Consider the following 15,588-nt stretch of genomic DNA (forward strand, 5'->3'; position numbering starts at 1 on the left):
TTTGAAAAAAGATATATTTATCTAACTAGTAAACGACGAATTTGCTTAATCTTTGAGCTGAGACTACCGTCTAATGTCTTATTATCAACATGGACAATAACCCCACCTAAAATTTCTGGATCAACATGTTCTGTTAAGGTAACTTCATTAGCACCAAAACGTTTTGCAAGATTAGCCTTAAGTTGATCCTCTTGTTGTTTATCGAGTTGGATCGCTGTGGTAACGTCAGCATGCATCCGTTTCATCCTACGGTCATACCGCCGTTCAAACTCATCAATAATTGCGACCATGCAGTCAATACGGCCGTAATCGAAAACCATTTGAATTAAGTTTGCAACATACTTTGAAGCACCTTGCTGTAACTCTTTAATCAATGATTTCTTTTCATCAAGTGACAGTTGAACTCCCGCAAGTGCGGCGTCCAATCCCTCGTTGTCCTCAAAGACTTGGCGTAAAGCAATCAATTCTTGATAAGTTTGATCGAGTTCGTTATCAGCATCGACCAATTCAAACAGTGCTTTCGCATAGCGATCAGCAACTGTCTTCTTATCAAGACTCATGTTCTACCAACCCTTCAATATAAGAATCGATCAATTCTTTTTGATCGTCTGCCTTTAATTCTTTTTGGATGAGTTTGGAAGCAATCTCAATAGATAAGTTTGCAACGTCATCCTTAGCACTATTTAATGCATCGCGACGTGCTTGCTCAGCATCTTTTTGTGCTTGTTGCTTGAGAGCTTGGGCATCTTTTTGCGCCGTTTCAACAATCTGTGCTCGCTGAGTTTCCCCAGACTTTTTAGCATTACTTACAATATCAGCAGCTTCTTGCCGTGAATTTTGTAACTCAGCTTGTCGCTTTGCAGCCATCTTTTCAGCACTTTCACGTGAACGAGCAGCATTATCAATGTCATTAGCAATCTTATCTGCACGTTTCTTCATCATATCTGTTACTGGTTTCCAAGCAAAATGCTTAACTAATAGCATTAAGATGATAAAAGTAACGATGTAGAATACTAAGTCACCAATGTATAAACTGTTTGATTCAGCTAACACACTGTTTACAAACATCTATTGACACCTCCTTATCTTAAAATAAAAAACTTAAAATAATTACTTGTTCATAACAAGGAAGCCAATAACGATGGCAATAATAGGCATGGCTTCAATCAAACCAACACCAATAAACATCGTTGCTTGTAATCTACTTTGTAATTCTGGTTGACGTGCGATACTGTCAACTGTGTGTCCGATTAAGATACCGTCACCGATACCACCACCGATAGCGGCACCCATAGCCGCGAGTCCTGCAGCAATTGCTCCTAATGCCATTTTTAAATTCCTCCTTAGGGATTATTATTCGGAAATCTTCCGAGAAATATAAACCGTCGTTAATGTTACAAAGACATATGCCTGAATTGAACCGATAAATACAGAGAATCCTTGCCATGCAAGTTCCAAAAACAATCCTGGAATAATGGTTAGGATCCCATGTGAGAATGCCATATTAGCAATCAAACTCATTAAAAGCTCACCGGCAAAAATGTTACCAAAAATACGGAGACCAAGAGTTAAGAAGTTAGCAAAATCTTCGATAATGTTAACAGGAAGCATTAAAGTAAATGGTTTAGTGTATCCTTTCAGGTATCCACCAAGGCCATTATTCGCTACTCCCGCAGCGAATGATAATACCATTACCATTAAAGAAAGTGTTAACGTAACAACTGGGTCTGCCGTTGGACTTCTAAGTATTTCAGCCCCGTTCCAATGAAATTGGAAAATCAAACCGAATTGGTTAGCAAAGAAGATGAAGACAAACAAAACAAAGGCAAAGAAACTATAGTGACCTTGCTCGGATGCTGGCATCTGACTTCGCACAATTCCATTAGTGAAATCTACTAACCATTCAAATACGTTTTGTGCGCCAGTAGGCTTCATTTGGATCTTTCGTGACATCCCGTAAAGAGTGAAGAACACGATTGCGTAGATAATCAGTCCAGAAACAATGTTCGTAGTATTGAACGTGAGTCCGAAAAGCTTAAAAGTTAAAGCATCACCGCCCATTCATATTCCACCTCTTTCCTTATAACAATAATTTGGCTTGTAAATTGGATGAACGTTGCAAAGAAAACGAACTACCCCAAGTTACGAATGTTAATATATCATTAATTTCGTTAAAATTCAAAAGAACATTAGATTTATATATACCTACTAATCAGTTGCTAAAAGCAGGAAGAAAGCGCTTCCGTTGCTTTGATAAACTTTTTATTACAATCTGTTTTTTTCACGACCTCTCAATTTTTTTGTTTCGTTATCAAACGAAAAAGCAAAGTAAGAAGAGAGTGTCCTCCTTATCTTACTTTGCTTAAAAATTCAAACTACATTTCACTTTTGGCTTTTTGTGGAAGGATTAAATTCATTATTATCCCGAGGACAGCTGCAACAGCTAATCCAGAGAATTGATATTTTCCTAATTGAAGGTAGGCATTTCCAATCCCAATTACTAAAATAACCGATGAAATCATTAAATTTCTTTTTTCATTAAAATTAATCTTATTTTCAATCATCACTCGCAAACCACTAGAGGCAATCACCCCAAATAATAAGAAAGAAATTCCACCGATAACCGGTGAAGGGATCGATTCAATCAAGGCGCTTAATTTGCCAATAAAACTAAAGAAGATGGCAAATACAGCTGCTCCAGCAATAACGTAAACTGAATGGACACGCGTGATTGCCATTACCCCAATATTTTCACCATAACTAGTTACGGGCGGTCCGCCAACGAATCCGGCAATAATTGAAGCCATCCCATCTCCTGCAAGCGTATGGTTCAAGCCTGGTTCCTTGAAGTAATTTCGTTCAGTCAACTCATTCAGAACCATAATATGACCCAAGTGTTCTGTCATGGTAACAAAGGCGATCGGTGCCATACTCAAAATCGCACCCCAGTATAATTGAGGATGATAATCAACAAACGGAATCTGAAAGTCGGGCAAACTAAACCAATGTGCATGCGCAACTGAAGAAAAGTCCACAATTCCAAACAAGACCGCAATAATATAACCAGCAACAATCCCCATCAAAATCGGAATTAGACCGAGGAATCCTTTAAAATACATATTGAAGATAACTGTTATTGCCATCGTAAGCATTGCGACCGCAAAAAAGCGTAAATCATAATGGCCAGTAGCTGAATTGATGGTAGCATCTTTAGCGGCTGTTCCTGCTAATGACAGCCCGATTACAACAACAATCGGACCAACAACAATTGGTGGCAGAATGCGATCAATCCATTGTGACCCAACCAGCGTTACAATTACTGATACGATTAAATATACGCACCCCACTGCAATAGTCCCCTGTGCAATTCCCGGATAACCAGTAGTTTTCATTAAGGCCATCATTGGGACAACAAATGAGAAACTCGATCCCATATAAGCCGGAATCTTATGCTTAGTAATGAGTAAATACATCAGGGTCCCTATCCCTGAACTAAACAAGGCAATTCCTGGATTTAATCCTACCAAGATTGGGACTAAAACAGTGGAGCCAAACATAGAAAACATATGTTGCAAGGATAGACCAAACCACTGCCAAGGAGCTGGCCGTTCGTCTACATCTAAAACAACATTATCACGGTGCGCCATATAAATCCTCCTAAAGAAAAACGACTTTGGAATTCCTGCTCCAAAGTCGTCTATTTTCCTACCCAATCCTAACTGTGGAAAGAGCAAGGAGAATTTATCCGTACCTTTGAAGCCTCACAGGACTCCGATTAAAGGTCTAATTATAAGTTATTCGTATGTTACTTTGTTTTAGTGTAATTGTCAATAACAGATTTACGACGCTTTGTCATCACCCAAGCAGTCATGGGAACAGTGATCAATACCCCGATGAAAGAGATCAGGATTTCAATCATCTCTGCCACAAAGATTTTATTATTCATAATTGTGCCAAAAGAATAATGGAGACCTAAGAACCAAATAAATAGTGCTAAGAATCCACCAAAGAAGCCAAAGAAAAGCGTATTGAAAGTTGTTCCAATAATCTGTTGTCCAATCGCCATCCCACTATGAATCAATTGACGATTAGTTCTTTCGGGATGATTCTCAAGAATTTCCGTCAGCCCAGAGGAGATTGCCATTGCTGCTTCCGCAATTGCTCCGAGAGAACTCAAAATAGTAGTAGTAACAGAAACCTTGAAATAACTAATTCCAATTAAAGTTGACATCCCTTCTAACTCATCGCTATCTTCTGTTCCAAAGCCTTGTACCATTGCCCAGTGCTCAATAATAAAGATCAGCACTAAAATTAAGCATACCACGATGAGTGAAGCATAAAATGCCGTCACGGTTGTCCGCAAATCATCTTCTCCCATGAAAATGGTTATCGCTAAAATTGTAATCCCAATAGTCACGGTTACAAATAAAGGGGGAACATGAAACGCAACTAAAATAATTGCAAAATATAAAAAGCCAAAATTAAGAAGCAAACTCAAAAAAGCTGTCCAGCCCTGTTTTCCTCCCACAAGGACCATCAAAATTAGCAAGACCAAACCAAGACCCGTAATTGTCGTCATCTTTGCACCTTCTTTCTTAAGAGCAATGCCCCAAATAGACTTACAAGGGGAACTGAAAGGACAATCCCAATTCCACTAATCAGGCTCTGAATAGTCCCTAAGCTCATATTCATTGCATAGGTATAGCCCCACGAGTTACCGTTTTTGATATACAAAAGACTACCAGTAAAAGTATCCACCATAAAAATTAAAAATAAAACATTTATTAACGGTCCCATAATTGACTTACCGACATTACGGCCAGAGATAAATAACTGTTTGCGGGTAACAGCAGGATTTAACTGTTTCAACTCAAAAAGAGTGGCGATAATATCGCTTGATTCATCCATTACCGCCCCTAAAGACCCCAATAACGTTTCAGCTAAGAAAAGTGGACGAGGAACCTGCGTAACATATTCCATTGATTCATAGTAAATTCCCCGCTCATGAGTCCATATAAAGACAAGCATACTCAATCCCAAGGCCACAAACGTCCCAATAACCGTTGCCGCAAAAGTCGCCAGCATCTTTTTACTAAAGCCAAGAACTAATAATAAGCTAATAAACGTAAAGATTATGGCAAGCATACTAAAAAGCATCATAATATGTTGACCATTTTGTTTTAAGTCAATCTCAATTGCAATTATAAATAAAAGAGCATTAATTACTACACTTAAGAATGCAAATAAGCCTGAACGTCCCATAAGCAGAAGCAACATCAGGACAACCAGCCAAAGTAAAAAGACGATTACTGTGTCACGCTTAAAGCCATTAATATTGGCTGTTAGTTTTCCGCCCCGTTTACGCAGCTGGGTCAAAAACACTTTATTTCCCACCCGATAATGTTGATCCATCGGTTGCGAATCACTATATGTATTTTGTACCGTTAATTTTTGTCCGCGATATTTGCCATTCAATAATTTTACTTGGAGCTCCTGATTATATTGATGGTCAACATTGTCAAATTGGTCTTTCACCCTTTGCCTACTCACGGTTTTTTCGCTAGTTACTTTAGCGATTGGTTGTTGGTAGAAGCGCTCATTATGACTAGTAAATAAAAGCGCCCCCAACCCTACTACTACCAAAAGAATTAATAACCAGATCCTTTGCTTTGTCCAGTATTGCTTAATCACAACTTTACATCCCCTTAGTACAGCAAAACTATTGCCATTTTACTCTTAACAAGATCTAAAAAAAGGATTTAAGAAAAATCTTTACTTTTCCTAAATCCTTTTTTAGTTGGCTATTAACCATTCTTGAACTAACTTTTTTACCCCGATCATTGAATCACAAGTTGTAATCGCCTGTTGATAGAGTTTCTGACATTTCTTGCTATCCAATTGTTTCATCATTGAACGCGTCCGCAAAATAGAACTAGCACTCATTGAATAAACATCTAATCCCATTCCAATTAATAGTGGTAAGGCATATCGATCCCCTGCCATTTCTCCACACATCGCTACAGTTGTATCATGAGCATGCCCAGCATCGATAATGTGCTTAATTAATTTTAAGAAAGTCGGATTTAGAGGCTGGTAGAGGTACGAAACTGAATCATTCCCACGGTCCGCCGCAAAACAATATTGAATTAAATCATTGGTTCCAATACTAAAGAAATCAATTTCTGAAGCTAAGCGATCAGCATTTAACGCAGCTAATGGAACTTCAATCATTATTCCAAGACGAACATCATTGCCAATCCCTGGATGATCGACAGCTAATTTCTGCTGTTCCTCATAATATATTTTCTTAGCTGCTTGCAATTCCTCAAGCGTGGTAATCATTGGAAACATAATATTAATCTTCCCAAATTCGGATGCACGAAGTAAAGCCCGCAACTGAGTCCTAAACATTTCTGGCCGGTCAAGAGCAATCCGAATAGCCCGATAACCAAGGAATGGGTTCATTTCTTTAGGTAATGGCATGAATTGAAGTGGTTTATCTCCCCCAATATCTAAGGTCCGAACTACTAACTGTTTCCCATTTAATTGCTCAACAGCTCGACGATAGGCATTAAACTGCTCTTCTTCAGTTGGGAGGTGATCGCTTTTCATATAAAGAAATTCAGTTCGAAATAGGCCAACACCATCAGCACCATTTTTTATTGCTGACGAAATATCCACTGAAGAACCAATATTAGCCGAAATTTTATACTGCTGACCATCAGCGGTTACTGAAGGCTGATTAATCATTTTTTTCCACTGCTGACGGACATTCATAAACTTATCCGCAATTTGTTGGTATTGTTTAACATCGTTTATTGATGGTTCAACAATTACATTACCTTCAAATCCATCAACAATTACTCGCCGACCATTCTGAACTTTTCTAGTGATGTTATTACACCCAACGATTGCCGGAATCTGTAAGGAACGAGCCATGATCGCTGCATGACTAGTACGTCCCCCTAAATCGGTAATAATTCCCTTAACAAAATGACTATCCATCTGTGAGGTATCGGCTGGACCAATTGAATGAGCAACTACAATAACAGGATGATCTAATTCACGTAAATTAGGGAGCTTCTTTCCTTCTAATTCCGCTAAAACCTGGTCTTGAATATTTTGGAAATCAGCTGCTCGCTCTTGCATATATTCATTTCCAGTCATCGCCTGAAGGGTTTTAATCATCTTAGTAATTACTTCTGCAAAAGCCGATTCTGCATTTAAGCGTTGATTGGCGATCCGGTTTTCAACTTGTTTAATCATTTCAGGATCATTTAAGATTGCAATATGAGTATCAAAAATTGCCAAATCTTCGGCATTAATCCTATCAACAAGCCGCTTCTTGGTTTCTCTTAATTTCTGAATGATCTTCTCAAAAGCACTATGTAATCTTGCTTTTTCACTATTGGGGTCACTAATATGATATTTTTCAAAACTAAGATTAGGCTTCGTTAATAAGTAAGCAGGTGCAATTCCCACCCCATCACTAGCTGCGATTCCATTAATTTGAGTCCCCATTAATCAATTCCTCTTTTCTGGTATAGTACCTATTATACGCGAAAGCCTTTTCAACACAAACCCAAAAAATAAAAGCAAGATTTGTGAAAGCTAAACAGTTTTCTACAGATCATGCTTTTAATCTTTTAATTATCTACTTAGTACCAAAAAGACGGTCACCAGCATCGCCCAATCCAGGAACAATGTATCCATCTTCATTAAGATGATCATCAAGACCTGCTGTATAAATATCAACATCTGGATAAGCATCACGTACAGCCCTCACTCCTTCAGGGGCTGCAACTAAACAAGCAAATTTCATGTTCTTTTCTGAGCAACCGCGCTTCTTTAAGGCTTCGATTGCCATCATTGCTGAACCACCAGTTGCTAGCATTGGGTCAACGATAAATAATTGCCGTTCTGTAATATCATTAGGTAACTTAACAAAGTATTCATGTGGCTTTAATGTTTCTTCATCACGGTACATTCCAATAAAGCCAATTTTAGCTGCTGGGATAAGATCAGTCATCCCATCAACCATTCCAATTCCTGCCCGAAGAATTGGAATGATCGCTACCTTTTTACCCGCTAATTCCTTCTGAGTCGTTTTAGCAATTGGCGTTTCAATTTCAACATCCTTTAATGGCATATCACGTGCAACTTCATAAGCCATTAAAGTTGAAATTTCCTTGACTGTTTCCCGGAAAAACTTTGTCCCAACATTTTTATCCCGAATCATTGTTAGCTTGTGCTGAATCAATGGATGATCTAACACTTCAAATTTACCCATGCCTATATACACTCCTTTGAATTTCTTCACTATTCTACCAAAAAAATCAAGTCATGACAAAGGATCATAACAACTTTTTATGTTCTAGTTTTTTAGTTAATCGGGTACTTTGTGGTTAATTCATGTACACCTTTTGCTACTTCTTGTAGCCCCTCTTTATCGGTTGGATTAGTTAAAACTGTACTGATTAATTCAGCGACTCTTTGCGCATCCTCTTCCTTAAATCCACGGCTTGTAATAGCAGGAGTTCCAATCCGTAAACCACTTGTGATAAATGGACTCCGTGGGTCATTCGGAATAGCTTCCTTATTAGTTGTAATGTGGACACGGTCAAGAAGATTTTGCGCATCTTTTCCTGTTAAACCAGTCTTAGTAAGATCTAGAACGAGAAGGTGATTTTCTGTTTTTCCTGAAACTACCCGAATCTGTTTACTAGCATTAAATACTTTTTCCATTGTTTGAGCATTTTTTACAACTTGTTGGATATATTCCGAATATTCCGGTTGTAAATCTTCATAAAACGCTTGAGCCTTACCCGCAATTATATGTTCCAGCGGTCCACCTTGAATTCCCGGAAATACTGCTGAATTAATTTTCCGTCCCAACTCAGTTGATTTAGAGAGGATCATTCCTCCCCGCGGACCACGGAGAGTTTTATGAGTAGTAGTAGTGACAACATCAGCAATTGGAAGTGGACTTGGATGGACACCAGTTGCTACTAATCCGGCAATATGGGCCATATCAACCATCAAGTAAGCCCCAACTTCATCAGCAATATTACGAAATGCCTGCCAATCAATAATCCGACTATAGGCAGAGGCCCCCGCAACGATTAATTGCGGTTTGACTTTTTTAGCTAAATCCATAATTTCATCATAATCAAGCTCTTCAGTATCTGGATTTAGGCCATAGCCATACGTTTTATATAATTTTCCACTAAAGTTAACTGTTGCGCCATGAGTTAGGTGCCCACCAGCATCCATTCCCATCCCTAAAATCACATCTCCGGGTTTGAGGAGTGCTTGATAAACTGCCATATTAGCTTGTGACCCAGAATGTGGTTGAACATTAACATATGCTGCATTGAATAATTTTTTAGCATAATCAATTGCTAATTGTTCAACTTGATCTATAAACTCACAACCACCGTAATACCGCTTATTAGGATATCCTTCAGCATACTTATTTGTTAGAACTGATCCTTGCGCTTCACGAACAGCATCTGAAACGATATTTTCGGAGGCAATTAGCTCAATCGTATCTTGCTGGCGTTGTTCTTCATTTTCAATAGCTGCCCATAGCTGGGGTGATTTTTTACCATAGTTCATTTACAACATCTCCTCTAGTTATAAATAAAGAGGCTGGGAATCTACTCAGTCTCCTTATTATTTTATTGAGATTTTAAGAGTGGTACCTCTTCCACTCCGTTCTCTTATTATTTTACCGCATTACTATCAAAGTGCATACCACCGGCAGACTTATTCAAACGATTCATGTATGCGCCCCCTAAATCATGAGCTGGGAAAGCTTGAGTAACAATTGCTTTAACATTAGGTTGATCATCAAATTGTCGTAAGCCATCAAATAAACGAGCACTGGCATCTTCAACATTCTTCCCTAATGAAAATTGAATGGCGTTCATCGGTAATACTTCTTGTTGGAGAACCTTTTCTTCAGCCATCATCCCAACATCAAATGGCTGTTGTCGTATCCATTCAACAACTTTATCCCAATCAGCATCTTCATCAACAATGTATACTTGAGCCTTAGGGGCATAGTGCTTGTATTTCATTCCGGGAGCTTTAGGAGTTTCATTTTTTCCTACTTTGTGATGATTGAGGTCAATTGACCCAATCACTGCTTCAATGTCCTTTTTTGTAACAGCACCAGGACGTAAAATTACAGGATGATCTGTTGACATGTCAAGGACAGTTGATTCAACTCCTACCCGTGTCGGACCATTATCCACAATTCCAGCGATTTTACCATGCAAGTCATGATAAACGTGTTGGGCGGTAGTTGGACTCGGCTTCCCAGAAGTATTAGCAGACGGTCCCACCAGTGGAACACCAGCTTCTTCAATTAAGTCAAGAGTTGGTTGACAGTCTGGATAACGAAAGGCAACAGTTTTTAAACCACCTGTGACGGTTTTTGAAAGTGCTCCCTTCTTAATTTTCAAGATAATGGTTAAAGAACCAGGCCAAAATGTATCCATCAACTTTCGGGCATTATCAGGAATCTCGGCAGCATACTTTTCAACCATTGCAATAGAGTTAACATGAACAATCAATGGATTATCGCTTGGCCGTCCTTTTGCTAAATAAACATTCTTTACGGCTTTTTCATTGGTTGCATCAGCCCCTAATCCATAAACAGTTTCAGTTGGAAAAGCCACTAATTCACCACGCTTAATCGCAGCTGCTGCCTGGGCAATCTCACCATGTCGAAAAATCTTCGTATCCATTCTTACTATCTTCCTCCTGCGTTTGAAAAATCCCATGCGTGTATCATCCTCATTTTTCCTGCCACATCATGTCGTGGGCATATCTGTGCGTGTTTATCGGTTTGATGTAGTAATTCTTGAATTGACTCTTCTTGATCATAACCAGTTTCACCAAATATTTGACCAGCCGTAGTTAAATACTGCCCTGCTTGCTTAAATAAACAATGATAGAATCCTAAACCGTGTTCACTAGCAAATAGGGCCATGGCTGGTTCATTTTCAAGGACTGCTTGATCAATTTTACCCGTATCATCCGGGTCAATATAAGGCGGATTAGTCACAATTAAATCATATTGCTGATCAATATTTTCAAATAAATCACTTTTAATCAACGGCAATTCTAGGTTAAAGTTAGCCATATTTTCCTGAGCAACAGCAAGCGCAGCGGTTGAAATATCACTTAGGCTTACATGCCAGTTTGGCCGTTCAAGTGCAAGCGTAATGCCTATTACCCCACTCCCCGTCCCTAAATCAAGGACCTTTAATGGACTAGCAGGCATTTCTTGCAATACCCAATCAATTAATTCTGCTGTCTCAGCTTCTGGAATCAAAACATTTTTATTAAGCTTAAAGGTTCGGCCATAAAACGGGGCCTGCCCAACAACATATTGAGCAGGCTCGTGATTAAGCAATCTTGTTATAGCATCCTTCCACCAGTCTACTTCGTCAGCTGGCATCTCATCACGATTATGTAAAAGTAAGTGAGTTGCATCCCAACCATGGGATTGCTGAAGTAAAAACTGAGGAGCACTTGGATCAATATCTGTTCCTTGTAATTGTTCTTTTGCCCATCGCTGCGCCATAAAATAGTTGGTCGGTACGCAATTACTCATTCCGTAATTGCTCCAACTTTTGTGTTTGGTCGGCAACAATCAATGCTTCAATAATTTCATCGAGATCACCAGCCATAATTTTATCAAGCTTGTTTAACGTTAAGCCGATTCGATGATCTGTTACCCGGTTTTGAGGGTAGTTATACGTACGGATCCGTTCTGATCGGTCACCTGTACCAATCGCATCTTTCCGCTTTTGGTCATAAGCGCTTTGTTCTTGTTGTTGATAATAATCATAAACCCGCGACTTCAAAATTCGCATTGCCTTAGCCCGATTTTGTTGTTGTGAACGTTCATCTTGCATTGCAACAACAATTCCGGTTGGCAAGTGAGTCATTCGAACCGCAGATGAAGTCTTGTTAACGTGCTGACCACCAGCCCCACTTGAACGGTAAACATCAACCCGAATATCTTTGGGATCAATATCAACATCTACGTCTTCAGCTTCTGGCATTACCCCAACAGTCGCAGTCGATGTGTGAACACGGCCTGCTGATTCGGTAACCGGAACCCGTTGAACACGATGTGCACCGTTTTCAAATTTAAGCTTAGAATAAACTTTATCCCCAGTAATCATTAAGGCAATTTCCTTAAAACCACCGACTTCAGTTTCATTTCGATCAACAACTTCTACTTTCCAACCTTGCTTTTCAGCATAGTGAAGGTACATGCTATAAAGATCAGCAGCAAATAGGCTTGCTTCATCCCCTCCAGCAGCTCCACGAATTTCCATGATAATGTTTTTATCATCATTAGGGTCTTTCGGAATTAATAGCACTTCAAGTTCTTTTTCCAACTGTGCTTGTTCTTCTCGCGCTTCTGTTAACTCCTCTTTAGTTAGGGCGGTTAAATCATCATCATTAGTTTCACGCAATAGTTCTTCATCATCACTAATAGTTTGGGTGACTTGTTTATATTGATTATATTTTTCAACTGTTTCACGTAAGCTTCCTTCTTCTTTTGAAAGCTTCATAAAACGTTGCGAGTCGGCAATTACTTCTGGATCACTGATCAATTCATTTAATTCATCATAACGATCGGCAACCGCTTGAAGTTTATCGAAAATTTCTTCCATTTCCATTCTTGATTATTCCTCCTATTTTTTTAATTGGGGATGAAAATAGTGCTTCCGGCATACTGGGTAATATGATTCATTTCCCCCAATTTGGACTTGCTCACCCTCATATACTGGTTTACCATTATGAATCCGTAAATTCATCGTAGCTTTGTGGGGACAGAACCAGCAAATTGTTTTCATCTCTTCAATTTTGTCAGCATAGATTAGTAAATACTTTGAACCTTCAAATAATTCATTACGAAAATCATTTTTTAGTCCAAAAGCCATTACTGGAATATTTAGCTCATCAACAATTTTGATTAATTGTAAGACATGCCCTTTCTTTAAAAACTGTGCTTCGTCAATCAGGACACAATATATCTTACGGTCCATCTTATTAACGTAATCGTAAATATTGGTGTCATCCATAATTGGTTTTACTTTACGCTCTAGGCCGATCCGACTGGCGATAATTCCGCGACCAGAACGATCATCGACGCCACTCGTCATTAAAACAACCGGCTTCCCTTGTTCTTCATAGTTATGGGCAACCTTTAAAATATCAATCGACTTACCAGAATTCATTGCGCCATATTTAAAGAATAGTTGTGCCACTACAATTGCTCCTTTTTGTTTGCATAGTACTCTTCATTATATCCAAAAATTTGTGTCATTTAAATACTTCTACATTAGGAAAGAGTTTTTTTACATTGAATAACTTTAATCTTATAATAATTTCAGTTTAATAACTTTCTTTTTGTTATCGTAAAGTTTAAAATTAAACGGTAATTTTAATCATCACTATTGTATCACTTACAATTGACACGAAAGGAATACATATATTCATGACAGTTCGAAGTTCATTTGCCGAATTTGCCGGGCGGTCAAGCTACTGGTTCCTCCATACTTTTATGAATGGAGGAAGTTCCCTTCCAGGAAAACTAACCTTAAAGCTTGATCCAAATATTCTCCAAGCCTTTAGCAAAAAGTATGACCTTGTTATTGTAACAGGGACTAACGGAAAAACATTAACCACCGCGTTAAGTGTCCGCGTTTTACGGGAAAAGTATGACCAAGTTCTTACTAATCCGACTGGTTCTAATATGGAGCAGGGAATTGTAACCACCTTTATTACAGCTCCCCGTCCAAAGAAAAAAGGCTTGGCCGTCTTAGAAGTTGATGAAGCCAATGTAGTTAAGGTATGTAAATATATCACACCAATCGCCTTTGTCTTCACTAACATCTTCCGTGATCAAATGGATCGTTATGGTGAAATTTACACCACTTATAACAAGATCTTAAAAGGTGTTAAGTTAGCACCAAAAGCAACCATCATTGCGAATGGGGATGAACAGCTCTTTAACAGTAAAGACTTGCCTAACCCAATCATCTATTATGGCTTTAACCACGAAAAAAAAGAACTCTTTAATGCCCCAGCTAACACTGATGGGCTCCTTTGTCCTAAATGTCAGCACATTCTCAAATATCGGATGCGAACTTATGCCGGTTTAGGTAACTACTTCTGTCCAAATTGTGGTTTCCATCGACCAAAATTAACGTATGCTGTTACCAAAATTGATAAACTTACCCCAACTCATTCAACTTTTGAAATTGATGGACAAAAATATACCATCGGGATTGGTGGTTTGTATAATATTTATAATGCTCTTGCCGCATACTCGCTTGGCCGTTTTCTCGGAGTGAGCCAAACACAAATTAAAGATGCTTTTGAGTCAGACGAACGAGTATTTGGCCGGCAAGAAGTGATTAATATCGATGGAAAACAAGTTACTTTGATCTTAGTTAAAAATCCAGTTGGCCTTAATCAGGTTTTAGATATGATCGAGACGGATGACAAGCCATTTAGCTTTGCCTTCTTACTAAATGCTAATTACGCTGATGGTATTGACACCAGCTGGATCTGGGACGGTGACTTTGAAAAACTTACCCAGCATCAAATTCCTCAATACATGACTGGAGGAGAACGCTATAAAGATATTACCACCAGATTAACAATGGCTGGAGTAAAAGATATGTGGCATGAACCAGATCTCACCCAGGTAATTGATAAAATTAAGGAAATGCCAACTGAACATGTCTATATTCTGGCAACATATACAGCCGTTCTGCAATTGCGAAAACAATTAGCAGAAAAAGGCTATATCAAAGGAGGAATGGACTAATGGCAAAATATCACTTACACCTCGCCCACCTTTACGGCGATTTATTAAATACTTATAGTGATGTCGGCAATATCATTGCCCTTCAATATTACGCTAAACAGATGGATGCCGATATTGATGTCAAAGTCATTAGTATCGACAACGAGTTTAATCCGCAAGATTTTGACTTAGCCCTTTTTGGTGGTGGTCAAGATTACGAACAACTTGTCGTTTCCAAAGATCTCCCAAACAAAAAAGCGGGGATTGATCAATTTATTAACGATGGCAAACCTTTTCTTGCTATCTGTGGAGGATACCAGCTTCTTGGTCACTACTATATCGGTGCTGATGGCAAAAAGATTCCAGGACTGGGCATCCTTGATCACTATACTTTAAGTCAGGATAATCACCGTTTCATTGGTGACATTACCATCAAAAATGAAGAAAGCAATCAAGAATACCATGGTTTTGAAAATCACAACGGTCGCACCTTCTTAGGAAAAGGTGAACGGCCGCTCGGGAAAGTAATTTCTGGTAATGGGAATAACGGTGAAGACCATACCGAAGGGGCAATCTACAAAAATACTTATTGCTCGTATTTCCACGGTCCCATTCTTACAAGAAATGGTGAAATTGCTAAAAAGATTCTTTTAGCAGCTCTTGAGCATAAATATCCCGATGCAGACTTAAGTAGGCAAAAAGCTCTAAAAATTAAGCCTACATTTTAATTAAGGTGACAAACA

At 38.8% G+C, this 15,588-nt stretch carries 16 protein-coding genes; 2 read left to right on the forward strand and 14 right to left on the reverse strand.

Features of this window, described 5'->3' with window-relative positions:
• Positions 1-17: 17 nt before the first annotated feature.
• From atpH to H5R88_RS02795, 14 genes are all read right to left on the reverse strand, one after another.
• Positions 18-560 carry an ATP synthase F1 subunit delta gene (gene atpH / locus H5R88_RS02730; protein ID WP_182578019.1) on the reverse strand — a complete coding sequence of 181 codons (543 nt, stop codon included), beginning with the start codon at positions 558-560 and terminating at the stop codon, positions 18-20.
• Positions 550-1,068, reverse strand: a complete 519-nt coding sequence (gene atpF, locus H5R88_RS02735) for a F0F1 ATP synthase subunit B (RefSeq protein WP_182578018.1) — start codon at positions 1,066-1,068, stop codon at positions 550-552. The genes atpH and atpF overlap by 11 nt, the downstream gene beginning before the upstream one ends.
• A gap of 42 nt (positions 1,069-1,110) precedes the next feature.
• Entirely contained in the window at positions 1,111-1,329 is a 219-nt protein-coding gene (gene atpE / locus H5R88_RS02740; RefSeq protein WP_003666561.1) for a F0F1 ATP synthase subunit C, read from the reverse strand.
• 24 nt (positions 1,330-1,353) lie between these two features.
• Complete coding sequence (gene atpB / locus H5R88_RS02745) at positions 1,354-2,061, reverse strand: F0F1 ATP synthase subunit A (protein ID WP_182578017.1); 708 nt, start codon at positions 2,059-2,061, stop codon at positions 1,354-1,356.
• Between the two features lie 314 nt (positions 2,062-2,375).
• Complete coding sequence (locus H5R88_RS02750) at positions 2,376-3,647, reverse strand: solute carrier family 23 protein (protein ID WP_182600191.1); 1,272 nt, start codon at positions 3,645-3,647, stop codon at positions 2,376-2,378.
• A gap of 158 nt (positions 3,648-3,805) precedes the next feature.
• Entirely contained in the window at positions 3,806-4,579 is a 774-nt protein-coding gene (locus H5R88_RS02755; RefSeq protein ID WP_182578015.1) for a YibE/F family protein, read from the reverse strand.
• Complete coding sequence (locus tag H5R88_RS02760; RefSeq protein WP_182600192.1) at positions 4,576-5,691, reverse strand: YibE/F family protein; 1,116 nt, start codon at positions 5,689-5,691, stop codon at positions 4,576-4,578. The genes H5R88_RS02755 and H5R88_RS02760 overlap by 4 nt, the downstream gene beginning before the upstream one ends.
• 102 nt (positions 5,692-5,793) lie before the next feature.
• Entirely contained in the window at positions 5,794-7,521 is a 1,728-nt protein-coding gene (gene ptsP / locus H5R88_RS02765) for a phosphoenolpyruvate--protein phosphotransferase (protein ID WP_182578013.1), read from the reverse strand.
• A gap of 133 nt (positions 7,522-7,654) precedes the next feature.
• On the reverse strand, positions 7,655-8,290 hold the full coding sequence (gene upp, locus H5R88_RS02770) for a uracil phosphoribosyltransferase (protein ID WP_182578012.1): 636 nt from the start codon (positions 8,288-8,290) through the stop codon (positions 7,655-7,657).
• A gap of 92 nt (positions 8,291-8,382) precedes the next feature.
• On the reverse strand, positions 8,383-9,618 hold the full coding sequence (gene glyA / locus H5R88_RS02775; protein ID WP_182578011.1) for a serine hydroxymethyltransferase: 1,236 nt from the start codon (positions 9,616-9,618) through the stop codon (positions 8,383-8,385).
• Positions 9,619-9,725: 107 nt separating this feature from the next.
• A complete protein-coding gene (locus tag H5R88_RS02780; protein WP_182578010.1) occupies positions 9,726-10,754 on the reverse strand; it encodes an L-threonylcarbamoyladenylate synthase in 1,029 nt (342 codons plus the stop codon).
• 5 nt (positions 10,755-10,759) lie between these two features.
• Positions 10,760-11,626, reverse strand: a complete 867-nt coding sequence (gene prmC, locus H5R88_RS02785; protein WP_182578009.1) for a peptide chain release factor N(5)-glutamine methyltransferase — start codon at positions 11,624-11,626, stop codon at positions 10,760-10,762.
• Positions 11,619-12,701: a peptide chain release factor 1 gene (gene prfA, locus H5R88_RS02790; RefSeq protein ID WP_182578112.1), complete on the reverse strand. Its 1,083-nt coding sequence runs from the start codon at positions 12,699-12,701 to the stop codon at positions 11,619-11,621. Before prfA ends, prmC begins: the two co-directional genes overlap by 8 nt.
• A gap of 21 nt (positions 12,702-12,722) precedes the next feature.
• A complete protein-coding gene (locus H5R88_RS02795) occupies positions 12,723-13,298 on the reverse strand; it encodes a thymidine kinase (RefSeq protein ID WP_182578008.1) in 576 nt (191 codons plus the stop codon).
• A 230-nt stretch (positions 13,299-13,528) separates the two neighbouring features.
• Here H5R88_RS02795 and H5R88_RS02800 point away from each other — a divergent pair, with 230 nt between their 5' ends.
• Together H5R88_RS02800 and H5R88_RS02805 are read left to right on the forward strand one after the other, a co-directional pair.
• On the forward strand, positions 13,529-14,866 hold the full coding sequence (locus H5R88_RS02800) for a Mur ligase family protein (protein ID WP_182578007.1): 1,338 nt from the start codon (positions 13,529-13,531) through the stop codon (positions 14,864-14,866).
• Positions 14,866-15,573, forward strand: a complete 708-nt coding sequence (locus tag H5R88_RS02805; RefSeq protein ID WP_182578006.1) for a type 1 glutamine amidotransferase — start codon at positions 14,866-14,868, stop codon at positions 15,571-15,573. Before H5R88_RS02800 ends, H5R88_RS02805 begins: the two co-directional genes overlap by 1 nt.
• The last annotated feature ends 15 nt before the right edge of the window (positions 15,574-15,588 follow it).

Origin of the sequence: Limosilactobacillus agrestis (genome assembly GCF_014145585.1) — a bacterium.
Taxonomy (GTDB): domain Bacteria; phylum Bacillota; class Bacilli; order Lactobacillales; family Lactobacillaceae; genus Limosilactobacillus; species Limosilactobacillus agrestis.